Source organism: Streptomyces sp. NPDC036764, assembly GCF_055609385.1.
This window is the reverse complement of the sequence record NZ_JBVJPT010000001.1, coordinates 1,349,127-1,361,564: the sequence shown is the minus strand read 5'-3', so window position 1 is coordinate 1,361,564 and position 12,438 is coordinate 1,349,127. Positions and strand designations below refer to the sequence as shown.

The 12,438-nt window shown below is 71.6% G+C and carries 12 protein-coding genes; 3 read left to right on the top strand and 9 right to left on the bottom strand.

Going from position 1 to position 12,438, the window contains the following annotated elements; translation table 11 throughout:
• The 3 genes from ACZ69Q_RS05910 to ACZ69Q_RS05900 form a co-directional block, all read right to left on the bottom strand.
• Complete coding sequence (locus tag ACZ69Q_RS05910) at window positions 1-579, bottom strand: TetR/AcrR family transcriptional regulator (RefSeq protein WP_471036949.1); 579 nt, start codon at window positions 577-579, stop codon at window positions 1-3.
• Between the two features lie 90 nt (window positions 580-669).
• Window positions 670-1,152 (bottom strand): GNAT family N-acetyltransferase, encoded by a 483-nt coding sequence (locus ACZ69Q_RS05905; protein ID WP_471036947.1) that lies wholly within the window; start codon window positions 1,150-1,152, stop codon window positions 670-672.
• 55 nt (window positions 1,153-1,207) lie between these two features.
• Window positions 1,208-1,381: a hypothetical protein gene (locus ACZ69Q_RS05900; RefSeq protein ID WP_269639534.1), complete on the bottom strand. Its 174-nt coding sequence runs from the start codon at window positions 1,379-1,381 to the stop codon at window positions 1,208-1,210.
• Between the two features lie 472 nt (window positions 1,382-1,853).
• Between ACZ69Q_RS05900 and ACZ69Q_RS05895 the strand changes: the two genes are divergently transcribed.
• Together ACZ69Q_RS05895 and ACZ69Q_RS05890 are read left to right on the top strand one after the other, a co-directional pair.
• A complete protein-coding gene (locus ACZ69Q_RS05895) occupies window positions 1,854-2,303 on the top strand; it encodes a hypothetical protein (RefSeq protein ID WP_471036941.1) in 450 nt (149 codons plus the stop codon).
• 25 nt (window positions 2,304-2,328) lie between these two features.
• Window positions 2,329-3,216, top strand: coding sequence for an SDR family oxidoreductase (locus tag ACZ69Q_RS05890; RefSeq protein ID WP_471036938.1), 888 nt, complete (start codon window positions 2,329-2,331; stop codon window positions 3,214-3,216).
• Here ACZ69Q_RS05890 and ACZ69Q_RS05885 read toward each other — a convergent pair.
• The 5 genes from ACZ69Q_RS05885 to ACZ69Q_RS05865 form a co-directional block, all read right to left on the bottom strand.
• Window positions 3,195-4,715 (bottom strand): SDR family NAD(P)-dependent oxidoreductase, encoded by a 1,521-nt coding sequence (locus ACZ69Q_RS05885; RefSeq protein ID WP_471036934.1) that lies wholly within the window; start codon window positions 4,713-4,715, stop codon window positions 3,195-3,197. The two genes, ACZ69Q_RS05890 and ACZ69Q_RS05885, sit on opposite strands and share 22 nt — an antisense overlap.
• A 121-nt stretch (window positions 4,716-4,836) precedes the next feature.
• A complete protein-coding gene (locus ACZ69Q_RS05880) occupies window positions 4,837-6,174 on the bottom strand; it encodes a wax ester/triacylglycerol synthase family O-acyltransferase (RefSeq protein WP_471036931.1) in 1,338 nt (445 codons plus the stop codon).
• 297 nt (window positions 6,175-6,471) lie between these two features.
• Window positions 6,472-7,692: a glucose-1-phosphate adenylyltransferase gene (gene glgC, locus ACZ69Q_RS05875; RefSeq protein WP_471036928.1), complete on the bottom strand. Its 1,221-nt coding sequence runs from the start codon at window positions 7,690-7,692 to the stop codon at window positions 6,472-6,474.
• Between the two features lie 51 nt (window positions 7,693-7,743).
• Window positions 7,744-8,895 (bottom strand): glycogen synthase, encoded by a 1,152-nt coding sequence (gene glgA, locus ACZ69Q_RS05870; RefSeq protein ID WP_471036924.1) that lies wholly within the window; start codon window positions 8,893-8,895, stop codon window positions 7,744-7,746.
• Window positions 8,896-8,936: 41 nt separating this feature from the next.
• Entirely contained in the window at window positions 8,937-9,674 is a 738-nt protein-coding gene (locus ACZ69Q_RS05865; RefSeq protein ID WP_471036922.1) for a (2Fe-2S)-binding protein, read from the bottom strand.
• 228 nt (window positions 9,675-9,902) lie between these two features.
• On the opposite strand from ACZ69Q_RS05865, the gene ACZ69Q_RS05860 reads away from it, so the two are divergent.
• The gene (locus ACZ69Q_RS05860; RefSeq protein WP_471036920.1) at window positions 9,903-11,063 is read left to right on the top strand and encodes a DMT family transporter; all 1,161 of its coding nucleotides are present in this window, start codon (window positions 9,903-9,905) and stop codon (window positions 11,061-11,063) included.
• Here ACZ69Q_RS05860 and ACZ69Q_RS05855 read toward each other — a convergent pair.
• Window positions 11,053-12,204, bottom strand: a complete 1,152-nt coding sequence (locus tag ACZ69Q_RS05855) for a transglycosylase family protein (RefSeq protein ID WP_471036918.1) — start codon at window positions 12,202-12,204, stop codon at window positions 11,053-11,055. The two genes, ACZ69Q_RS05860 and ACZ69Q_RS05855, sit on opposite strands and share 11 nt — an antisense overlap.
• Window positions 12,205-12,438: the final 234 nt, after the last annotated feature.

Genomic DNA, 12,438 nt, shown 5'->3' with positions numbered 1-12,438 from the left:
TCAAGGGGTGGGCTCGGTGGGCCAGTTGCGCAGCACGGCGTCCAGGGCGTCGAGGATCCGGTGCCAGGTCTCCTCGGAGTCGGGCGCGCTGTGGCTGAAGCCGCCCGCGAGCTCCAGGCTGGCGTAGCCGTGGAAGACGCTGCCCAGCAGCCGTACGGCGTGGGTCGCGTCCGGCTCGGTCAGGTCGTAGCCGCGCAGGATGGCGCGGGTCATCTGCGCGTGCCGGACGCCGGCGCTCGCCGCGGCCGTCTCGGGGTCGAGGGTCATGCGCGCGGCGGCGGCGCGGCCGGGGTGTTGGAGCCCGTAGTCGCGGTAGACGTTCGCGAAGGCGACCAGGGCGTCCTTGCCCGCCCGCCCTGCCACGGCGTCGGCGGCCAGGTCGGCCAGCTCCTCAAGCGCGAACAGGGCGATACGCGTCTTGAGGTCCTGGGAGTTCTTCACATGCGAGTACAGACTCGCGACCTTGACGTCGAAGCGCCGGGCGAGCTCCGACGCGGTCACCTGCTCGAATCCGATCTCGTCGGCGAGCTCCGCCCCGGCCCGGACCAGACGTTCCGTGGTCAGCCCTACGCGCGCCATAACCATCCTCTCGCATACCGAAATCGAGTATGCATCTGCCTAAAGCTTTTAGGCAAATAGAGAGGGCTTGGAGGTAGCCTGGAGGGTCCGCTAGAGCGCGCGGTACATGATGTGCAGCCCTACCCGGCCGTGCCGGGGATGGTCGTACGCGTCCGGGACGGTGCCGAGGATCGTGAAGCCGAGGGAGGTCCACAGGCCTACGGCCGGGTTGGTCTCGACGACGGCGTTGAACACCATGCCCCGGTAGCCGTCGGCCCGGGCCACGGCCAGGATGTGCTCGGCCAGGGCGCGGCCGATGCCGCGGCCGCCCTGCTCGGGGTCGACCATGAAGCCGGCGTTGGCGATCCCGGCGGCGGGGCCGCCGTAGTTGGCGGTGACGTAGGCGGAGGCGACGATGGATCCGGTGTCGTCCTCGACGACATAGACGCGTTTGGCGGGACCCATCCACAGGGCCCGGGCGGCGTCCTCAGAGGTGTCCGGATCCCATGCGTAGGTCTCGCCGGCGGCGACGATCCGGTGCCAGAAAGGCCAAATCCGCGGCCAGTCGTCGGCCGCGGCTTCTCTGATCAGCATGGGCGCGAGTTTCGCACGCCCATGCCGTCGGCGATCGCGAAGGGGTTCCGCCAGGTCAGTCGACGCTGGGCAGGATGTGGGGCTCGGCGAGGTCGTCCTCGTACCCCGCCAGGCGAATGGGGGCGGACCTGGCCCACACGTCGAGACTGCCGAGCTCCTTGGACCTGCGGCCCGCGCGCTCCGTGCGTTCCTTGGGGCGCTGCTCGCGATTCGTCTTCTCAGGTGTCACCGCGCACTCCTTCTGTGTCGGATCACCCTCGGGGCGGGCCGGCCAGTCTGCGGTCCGGCACCTGACGCCCGCTCGGGTCTTACTCAAAGTCGACTCGGACGCGGTGGCGCCGGATAACTGGCGTGAGAGCAGGCCGTTGTGCACCGGCTTGTCCCGGGACGGACCATGGGTGTGGGTTGGGACCCTGTGTTGCTGTCCGTCCGCTACAGATTAACCAAATGAGCGGGCGCCCGCTCGATGGGGCTGCAAACAACCTGTAACTATCCGGAGTCGACTGGTTTTCATCTGCCCGCTATCCGTTGTTTTCTTACGTAATGTGCTGTTTACAAGTCACCCGATCGGCTCAACGACGCGTCGCCGCCCGGCCCGGGGCCGATGGACGCAGCGCAGTTCAAGTCCCGTTGGCCGATTCGCAAGGCGGCCATGATCTGCTGACGGACGGCAACGGCTTGTCCGGCGGGAGGACTGACGCATGGAGCTGCGCAGTGTCGAAGAGCTGATGGATCTGCTGTACGCCTGCCGGGGCACCCGGGACTCCCCGGGCCTCGGAAGCACCCGAGTCGATCTCCACCAACACGCACTCCAGACGGCCGCCCTGCTGCGCCGCGTCCGCCCCGCCGACAAGGAACTCCAGGTCGCGGGGCTCGTTCATGCCATCGGCCCGCTGCTGCGCCCGGGCGACGTCACCCGTCACGCCGACTGCGCGGCGGACGCGGTGCGGCCCCTTCTCGGCGAGCGGGTCTCCCACCTCGTGCGCGAGCACTGGCGGGCCCGCGACGTGGCCGACGACGACCTGCTGCGCCTGCACCAGGCCGACGAGGAGGGCCGCAGCGCGGAGTTCGACGCCGGGGTACTGGAGGACTGGCGGGCGGTCCTGGAGCTGGTGGCGTCCAGGCACTCGCCGCTCGGGGCTGCCAACTGACGACCCGTCATGAGACGGTACGGCGATGACGCAGCCGTACCGTTTCCAGGGCAGGGCCGCCATCGTCACCGGCGCCACGCGCGGCATCGGCCACGCCGTCGCCCGGCAACTGGCCGCCGCCGGGGCGCTGGTCTGCGTGACCGCGCGGGACGCGGAGGAGGTCCGGCGGACGGCCGCCGAGCTGGGCGGCGTCGGGGTGGCCGGGAGCATGGCCGACGCCGATCATGCGGGCGCGGTGGTGGACGTCGCCCTGCGCGAGTTCGGCCGGATCGACGTGATCGTGAACAACGCGGCGACGAACCTGCCGTACGGCCCCCTCATGGACGTCGATCCACTCGCCTGGCGCGAGGCGTTCACGGTGAACGTCGAGGCGCCGCTGCGGCTCGTGCAGTGCGCCTGGCACGCCTGGATGGGCGAACACGGCGGCTCGGTGGTCAACATCTGCACGGAGGGCGCCGCCCATGTCGGCCCCCGCATCGGGGCCTACGGCACGAGCAAGGCGGCCCTCCTGCATCTGACCGGGCAGCTCGCCGGCGAACTGGGCCCGAAAGTGCGGGTCAACTCCGTCTCGCCCGGACTGATCCGCACCGAGATGGCCCGCTTCGTGTGGGAGCCGGGCGAGGAGGAGGTGGCCGCCGGGCTACCGCTCGCCCGGATCGGGGAGCCGGAGGACGTGGCCCGCGCGGTGGTGTGGCTGGCGTCGGACGCGGCGGAGTGGATCACCGGGGCTGATCTGCTCGTGGACGGCGGCACACGGGTGCGCTCCGCCGGGACGACCACCGCATACACGGTCCACGAACGACTCCGGGCACACGAGCCGACCCAGGGCGCGGGGAACTGCGCGACCAGCCGCGCACCAGCCGCGGCTGACCGCGGCGCGCCACTCCCCCGCTACCACTTCCCCGGCGCGTAGTCCTTCAGAAAGACTCCGTACACATCGTCCCCCGCCTCGCCGCGCACGATCGGGTCGTACACCCGCGCCGCCCCGTCCACCAGGTCCAGCGGCGCGTGGAAGCCCTCCTCGGCGAGGCGGAGCTTGTCGTAGTGAGGGCGTTCGTCGGTGATCCAGCCGGTGTCGACCGAGGTCATGAGGATGCCGTCGGTCTGGAACATCTCCTGGGCACTGGTGCGCGTGACCATGTTCATCGCGGCCTTGGCGGCGTTGGTGTTCGGATGCCCCGCGCCCTTGTAGCCGCGGCCGAAGACGCCCTCCATCGCGGAGACGTTCACGACGTAGGCGCGCCCGCTCGCGGCTTTCTTCGCGGCGTCGGCCATGGCCGGGCGCAGCGCGCTGATCAGGATGAAGGGAGAGGTGTAGTTGCAGAGCTGGGTCTCCAGCAGCTCCACCGGGGAGATCTGGTCGATGGTCTGCACCCAGGTGTTGGACTCGACGACGTCGGGCACGAGGCCGCCCGCGTCGATGGCGGTGCCGTCGAGGTGCCGGGCGACGCTGGCGTTGCCCGCGACCAGGGCGAGGTCGGCGACCTTCTGGGCGTCGAGGCCGCTGGTGCCCAGCGGCAGCGCGGCGATGCCGTCGACCGCGCCGGAGTTGAAGGCGCCGATGACGTGGTGGGCGGGGAGTTCCCCGGCGGGCAGCGGGGCGCTCTCGCCGTCGACCAGGGCGGCGTAGGCCGAGGGCAGCCGGCGTACGGTCTGGGTCGCGTTGTTCACGAGGATGTCGAGCGGGCCCGCCTCGGTGACCTGCTCCGCGAGGGCCACGGCCTGGGCCGGGTCGCGCAGGTCGATGCCGACGACCTCCAGACGGTGTATCCAGTCCGCCGAGTCGTCCATGGCCTTGAAGCGGCGGATGGCGTCCTTGGGGAAGCGCGTGGTGATCGTGGTGTGCGCGCCGTCGCGCAGCAGCCTGAGTGCGATGTACATGCCGATCTTGGCGCGGCCGCCGGTGAGCAGGGCGCGCTTGCCGGTGAGGTCGGCGCGGGCGTCGCGCTTGTCGCGGTTCAGGCGGGCGCAGTCGGGACAGAGCTGGTGGTAGAAGTAGTCGACTTCCACGTACCGGGTCTTGCAGGTGTAGCAGGAGCGCGGGCGCTGGAGTATCCCGGCGATCCGGCCCTCCTCCGTCGCCGACGACGGCAGGAGGCCCTCGGTCTCGTCGTCGATGCGCTGGGCGGAGCCGGTCGCCGTGGCCTCCGTGACCGCCTTGTCATGGGCGGTCTTGGCGGCCCGGCGCTCCTGGCGGCGGCGCTGCTTGACGGTGCGGTAGATGCCGGCGGTGGCCCGGCGCACGGCGATCGCGTCTGGGTGGTCGACCTCCAGCCTGTCGAGCTCCTCCAGCACGCTCAAGCACAGGGCGAGCCGCTCGGGGTCGATGCCGGGGCCGTACACGACCTCCTCACCGGGCTCGTGCACGACGTCCGCCGTGGTCGCCGTCGCGCCGTCCTCTGTCACCGTCATCGCCGCTGCCGTTCCCTGATCACCCGCGGCGCTCCGGTCGCGCCCGCTTTCGAACGCGGAATTCTACGGAGCGCCGGGCCTCTCCACCAAAATCCGGCGAATCAGCCTGGAAAACAGGGGCTCAGGGAGCGCAGGCGGTGATCAGTCCGGCCACCTCCTCGGACAGGGCCCGCGCGAGCACATCGAGGTCGGGTACGGCCTCGGCGTCGGCGACGAGTCCGTAGTGAACCCGTCCGCGGTACGTCGAGATCGCCACCGCCAGGGACTGGCCGCGGGCCAGCGGGGCGAAGGGGTAGACCTCGGTGACGGCGTGGCCGCCGAGCTTCAGGGCGATGCCGGGCAGCGGCACGCTGGTGACGAGGATGTCGAACCAGAGCCGGGCGGCCCCGCCGACCAGCGGTCCGCCGAGCCGGTGACCGAGCGCCGGGACGTGGTCGGCGAGCAGCGCGACGGCGCCCGCGCCCCGGTTGGGACCCGCGTCCTTGTTGCGGTCCATGGAGGCGCGCACCGTGGCCAGGCGGCGCAGCGGCTCGGCATCGTCCACCGGGAGCCGTATCAAGTAGCCGGAGAGCCGGTTGCCCTGTGGGTGCGCGGTGCGCGGGCGGCGCTTGGAGACGGGGATCAGGGCGCGCGGCGCCACGCCCTCGCTGCCGTCGCCGCGCTCGTCGAGCCAGCGGCGCAGGGCGCCGGCGACGACCGCGATGGTGACGTCGTTGACAGTGCCGCCGACGGCCTTGCGGATCACGTGCACGTCGTCGATGTCGACGACGACCCCGGCGGTACGGCGGGTGCCGCTCGGCTCGGCGGTCAGCGCGGACGACGAGCGCGCCGCCAGCGTCGACACGGCGACGGAGGCGCCGATGTCCAGGGCCCGGCCGACGTCGGACAGGGCGCCACGCACCAGCCCCGGCAGCCTGCGCACATCGGGCAGCCGGCGGCTGGAGGGCTCCTCGGGGCGGGGCTTGCGCGCGGGCAGGTCCATCGGGTCCAGGACGGCGGCGGCGAGCGTCAGCGCCCGCAGTCCGTCGGCCAGGGCGTGGTGGAACTTGAACAGCACCGCGAAGGACACGCCGTCCTCCCCCGGCAGCACATGCGCCTCCCACGGCGGCCGGCCGCGCTCCAGCGGGCGCTCCATGAGCCGGCCCGCCACCGCCTGGAAGTCGGCGGTCGGGGCGTGCAGCCGGACGTGGTCGAGCGGGTCGAAATCCGGCGCGCTCTCACGGGCGGCGCCGCCGAAGGAGAACGGCTGTAGCAGGCCGCGCGGCTGCCAGGCGTCCCGGATGCGCATCCGCAGCCCCGGCACGGCAGCGGCCCGCGCGGCGAGCAGGTCGGCCGCGTGAGCACCGGCGGTCGGCGAGTGCGCCGCGAAGACCCCGAGCGCACCCAGGTGCATGGGATGTTCCGCTGACTCGATGTTCCAGAACGCCAGGTCGAGGGGTGCGAGCAGGTCGGAAGTCAATGGCGTGCCTCGCGTCGACGAAGGGGTGGGCCAGCAGTCAATCGCCCTCTGGCGATTACAGTCAAGTACGATCAAGCTACGCTCAGTTAACGACAGATTAAGTCCCGCCCCTCGCGAAAGGGGCGGGACTCATGGTGCATATGAGGTCACTTCACCACGGGTAGCGGCACCGGGCATCCCGAGTACGTCACCCGGGAGGACTCACCGCGGGACCATCCGTCGTGTCCATGACCGACGCCGGTGGAGGGCGATGTCGCGCCCGAGCGCGCTGCCGTGTCCGGCGGGTCCGGGCGCCGGTTACGAGACCTGCTGCCCCTTGCCCAGCGCGATCACGCCGCCCTTGGAAACGGTGTAGAGGTCGGCGTCCCGCCCCGGATTCACGCCGATCGTCGCGCCCGGGGGCACGTCGACGTTCTTGTCGAGCACCGCGCCCCTGACCACCGCGCCCCGCCCGATGCGCACGTTGTCGTGGAGCACCGCTCCCTGCACCACCGCCCCCGGGTCGACGACCACCCCCGGCGACAGCACGGACCGCGTGACCTGCCCGCGGATCAGGCACCCGGCACTGATGATCGACTCGCTGGCCATGCCGCCCGCGTTGAAGCGCGCCGGGGAGAGCTGGCCCGAGTGGGTGTAGATGGGCCAGCTCCGGTTGAAGAGGTTGAAGGCGGGGCGCTCGGCGATCAGGTCCATATGGGCGTCGTAGTACGCGTCCAGGGTGCCGACGTCCCGCCAGTAGCCGCGGTCGCGGTTGGTCTCGCCGGGGACGTGGTTGGCGCTGAAGTCGTAGAGCTGGGCCTCGCCCCGGCCGGTGAGCTGGGGCAGGATCGAACCGCCCATGTCGTGCACGGAGTTCTCGTCCTCGGCGTCCCGCTGGAGCGCCTCGACGAGGGTCTTGGTGGTGAAGATGTAGTTGCCCATCGAGGCGTAGACGCACTCCGGGTCGTCCGGGAGTCCGGGCGGGTCGGCGGGCTTCTCCAGGAAGCGGTCCACGCTCTGCCCGTCCGAGCCGGGGCTGATCACGCCGAACGACGACGACTCCACGCGCGGCACACGTATGCCCGCCACCGTGACGCCCGCGCCGCCCTCGATGTGCTGGGCGAGCATCTGGCGCGGGTCCATGCGGTACACGTGGTCGGCGCCGAACACCGCGACGTACTCGGGGCGTTCGTCGTGGACGAGGTTCAGGGACTGGAGGATGGCGTCCGCGCTGCCGAGGTACCAGCGCGGGCCGAGGCGCTGCTGGGCGGGGACCGGGGTGACGTAGTTGCCGAGCAGGCTGGACATCCGCCAGGTCGTGGTGATGTGCCGGTCCAGGGAGTGCGACTTGTACTGCGTGAGGACGCAGATGCGCAGGATGTCGGCGTTGACGAGGTTGGACAGGACGAAGTCGACGAGGCGGTACGTTCCGCCGAAGGTGACCGCTGGTTTCGCGCGGTCTGCGGTCAGGGGCATCAGGCGTTTGCCTTCTCCGCCCGCGAGTACGATTCCGAGCACCGAAGGTCCGCCACGACGCATGGCCGCTCCCCTCACCGTGGTTGATGCCAGCCTGCCCCCGGGCAGCGCGCACTAAGCCTGTTTGAGGATCTCCCGGTAGAGCCCCGCCGTCCGCCGTGCCACCGCGTCCCAGCCGAACTCCCCGAGCGCGCGTTCCCGTCCGGCCTCCCCCATCCGCCGGGCCGCCTCCGGGTCGCCGATGACCGAGTCCAGCGCGTGCGCGAGACCCGCCTCGAAGTCGTCGTCCAGCGGGACGAGCAGTCCGGTCTTGCCGTCGTCGACGACCTCGGGGATGCCGCCGACCTCGGAGGCCACCACGGGGGTTCCGCAGGCCATCGCCTCCAGGTTGACGATGCCGAGCGGTTCGTACACCGAGGGGCAGACGAACACGGCGGCGTGCGTGAGGAGTTGGATCACTTCCGGGCGGGGCAGCATCTGCGGGATCCAGTGCACACCCTCGCGGACCCGGCTCAGCTCCTGGTACAGGTCGCGGAACTCCTGGTCGATCTCGGGGGTGTCGGGCGCGCCGGCGCACAGCACGACCTGGGCGGCCGGGTCGATGTGCCGGATCGCGCGCAGCAGGTGGGGCACGCCCTTCTGGCGGGTGATGCGGCCGACGAACAGCACGTACGGGCGCCCGGCGTCGACGCCGAAGCGGGTGAGGACGTCGGTGCGGCGGTCGGGCCGGTACAGGGTGGTGTCGATGCCGTTGTGCACGACGTGGACCCGCTCCGGATCGAGCGCCGGATAGCAGCCGAGGATGTCCTCGCGCATGGCCCCGGAGACCGCGATCACCGCGTCGGCGGCCTCGATCGCGGTGCGCTCGGCCCAGCTCGACAGGGCATATCCGCCGCCGAGTTGCTCGGCCTTCCAGGGGCGCAGGGGCTCCAGGGAGTGGGCGGTCATCACGTGCGGGATGCCGTACAGCAGCTTGGCGAGATGGCCGCCGAGGTTGGCGTACCAGGTGTGGGAGTGGACGAGTTCGCGGCCTTGGAGGCCGGCGGCCATGGCGAGGTCCACCGAGAAGGTGCGCAGCGCGTCGTTGCTGGTGTCGAGGGCGGACCAGGGCCGGTGGCGCAGCACGCCGACCGCGCGGCCCTCGCCCCAGCAGTGCACCTCAAGGTCGACGAGATCCCGCAACTCCCGGGCGAGGAACTCGACATGGACACCCGCGCCGCCGTACACGTCCGGCGGGTACTCCCGGGTCAGCAGTCCCACTCGCACCCGGAACCCCCTGTTCTCAGCGGCTGGTTGCCCTTTCATGGTCACCCAGATGGGGCGCGTGGGGAAGAGCGCGGGGCTCGTGTGAAGCAACAGTCACCGCACACGCCGCCGCCCGGCACCCGGTAGTAGAGGCAGCAGCTACGCCGTTTGAACCCGGCCTCGGTGAGCGTTCCGGTGCCGGCGAGGAGGGGGTGGGCGAACAGCCCGACGGTCAGGGCGCGGGAGCGTGCGGCGATGTCCGCACGGCCGTGGGCACGCGCCCACTGGTCCAGTTGCCGGGCCGCGCCCGCGAGCGCGGACCCCGCGTTGCCCCACAGCAGGCCGTCGGCGACGCGGTACCGCGAGCGCAGGGCGGCGCCCAGGGGTTCGAGGTGGCCGTGCAGGACGACGTCGGCCACACTCGCCGCGTCGGCGGGGCGTGGGCGCACGTCGGGCAGCCACAGGTCGTCGGGGGCGCTGCCGTCGGGGTCCCAGTGCAGCAGGCGCGGGTCGAGGTCGGGGACGGCGTCGTAGAGGGCGGCGCAGCCGAGGGTGACCGACCACAGCCGGGCGGCGAGGCCCTGCTGGGCCACGGAGGCGGCGATGCGCGGCTCGGGGGCGCGCAGGGCGTGCCCGACTTTCCGGACCCGGAAGGCAAGAGGATCCTGGTCTTCTGTGGAGGCCGGCCGCGCGTACGCCTGCGCCAGCGTCGAGGTTGGCCGAAGAGCTTCCCCGGTCGCGTGTAGGACGAAGAAGCCGCCGAGCGGCCCGAGCGCTGCGAGATGGGGGTCGAGGTCCACGAAGAGCAGTAGTACCAGGGGGTGTCGGGGTCTTCACCTGGGGGTCTCCGCCCCGGGTCACCCCTCTTGGGGATGAGTCCGGCGCCGTAGTACTCCATCGGCAGTACGACACAGTGCGTGCTCTGGTACGACGACGGGAAGAGCTTTTCGAGGCATCGTGTTGATTATGAAAGCCGACCGTTCGCCGCGCCGGGGTTCACGCCCTTGCCTCACGCAGAGGAGCTGCAGATGAGCGCCCTCGCGTTGTCCGTGCTCCTGTCGCTCGTCTCCGCAGTCGCTTATGCGGGCGGGGCGATCGTGCAGGAGCGTGTCGCGGTGTCCTCGCCGGGGCAGCAGTTCGCGCCGATGCGCCGGCCGGGCTGGTGGGCGGCGGTCGGGCTGAACGGCCTCGGTGGTCTGCTGCACGTGGTGGCGCTGGCTTTCGGTCCGCTGAGTCTGGTGCAGCCGCTGGGTGCCCTGACGATCGTGTTCGCGCTGCCGATGGCGGCGCTCTTCGTGGGTCGCAAGGCCGGGTCGACGGCCTGGCGCGGCGCCATCATGGCGACGGTCGGGCTCGCCGGGCTGCTGTCCCTGGTCGGCGCCTCGGAGTCGCAGTCGCTGGACACCGCGGAGCGGGTGGCCGTGGCCCTGGTCACCGGCGGGATGGTGGCGGCGCTGATGGTCGCGGGCCGCGCGGCCCACCGGCACCCGGCGGTGCGCAGCATGCTGCTCGCGACCGCGTCCGGCATAGCCTTCGGCATGTCCTCGGTGTTCACGAAGATCGTCGCCGTGGACTGGAACGGCGGGGTGTCGGCGGCGGACGTGCCCGCCCTGGCGACGATAGGCGTCTTCGCCACGGCCGGACTGCTGCTGTCGCAGGCCGCCTACCGGGGCGCGGGCCTCGCGGCGCCGCTGGCCACGCTGACGGTCGTGAACCCGGTGGTGGCGGCCGCGGTCGGCATCACGATGTTCGGCGAAACCTTCCGCTACGGCACCACCGGCACCGTGCTCGCCCTCGGCTGCGGTGTGGTGGCCGCGGGCGGCCTGATCCTGCTGACGACGGAGCGCATCGCCCGCACCGAGGCCGAGACGGCGGTCCCGGAGACCGTGCCGGCCGAGGCGACGCCCACCGGACGGGACCTGGACGCGGTCCCCGCCGCCGAGCTGCTCGACACGCTTGCGGAGCGGGCCGTGGCGGTGCCGCGCGAGGAGCTCCACGAGGAGGTCCTCGTCCCGGACGGCATCGAGGGCATCCTCATCCCGGCGCAGGTCGCGCAGGGGCCGTACGAGGAGCCGGAGCCGGCACAACCCGACAGCCACGAGACCCCGAACCTCTACGGCCCCTTCTACGGCGGCCCGTACGTCCCGCTGCCGGTCCTGGACCGGCACCGGATGCGCGTCAAATCCTGACGCCACCGGCCCGGAGGTACGCCACCGGATCGACGTCGGAGCCGAAGCCGGGCCCGGTCCGCACCTCGAAGTGCAGGTGCGGGCCCGTGCTGTTGCCCGTGGACCCGGACCGGCCGATGCGCTGCCCCGCCCCGACCGACTGCCCGTCCTTCACGGAGATCGCCGAGAGATGGGCGTACTGGGAATAGCGGCCGTCGGCGTGCCGGATCACCACCTGGTAGCCGAAAGAGCCCTCCCACCCCGCGCTCACGACCTGCCCGGACCCGACGGACCTCACGGACGTGCCGGTCGGCACGGCGAAGTCGACGCCTGTGTGGTACCCCTTCGACCAGGAGGCCCCCGCCTTGCGGTACGGCGTGCCCGTGGCCGCACTCACCGGGGCGACCAGCGAACGGGAGCTCGTCGTGGCCTGCTCCTGCGGCTCGGACGAGGTCTTCTTCGGCGCGGACTTGGTGGTGGGCGCCGGCTCCGTGGCCGTGGCGGCCTTGCCGCGCACGGCGAGCCGCTGCCCCGGCAGGATCAGGTCGGGGTCGGCCCCGATGGCCTTGCGGTTCGCGGCGTACAGGCCCCGCCAACCGCCCTTGACCTCCTGCGACTCGGCGATCTCCGAGAGGGTGTCGCCGCGCACGACGGTGTACATCTCGGCCTTGCCCGCCCGTGACTGGGGCGTGGTCTGCGGCTGGACGTCATGGACGGAGGTCTTCGGGGTCTTCTTCGGCGTCTTCTTCGTGGTACCGGCCGGCTGGATCTCGGGGGTGTCCCCGCCCCGGGTCAGCCCGGCCCGTACCGAGCAGAGCGGCCAGGCGCCGGGCCCCTGCCCGTCCAGCACCTTCTCCGCCACCGCTATCTGCTGGTCCTTGGTGGCCAGATCCGCGCGCGCCGCGTACCGCGTGCCGCCGTAGGCCTCCCACGTCGACTGGGCGAACTGGAGTCCGCCGTAGAAGCCGTTGCCGGTGTTGACGTGCCACCTGCTGGTCGACTCGCACGCGGCGACCTTGTTCCAGGTGTCCACGTCGGCCGCGTGCGCGACGCCGGTGCCGATGAGGGGGAGCGCCATCCCGGCGCCGCCCGCGGTGACGGTGAGTGAGGCGCGGTTGATCCTGTTCGGCTGGTACCGGCGGTGCCGGCCGCGTACGGCCATGAAGGAGCCCCCCATTGACGTGCGTCAGGAGGGGCAAAAGTAAGCGCTGCGAACAGGCCATGACAAGACGGAAAATCAGCCGCCCGTGTACGCCAAGTGGCGCGGAAAGGGCGCACGTTGTCCGACACCCGGGACGGCTGAGTGCGCCGGGGCGTTTCGTGCGTATGTGCCTGCGACATCACGCCACCCCGGATGTGCGCTCGGAGTACCAGCACGTCAGGATGGACGATGGGG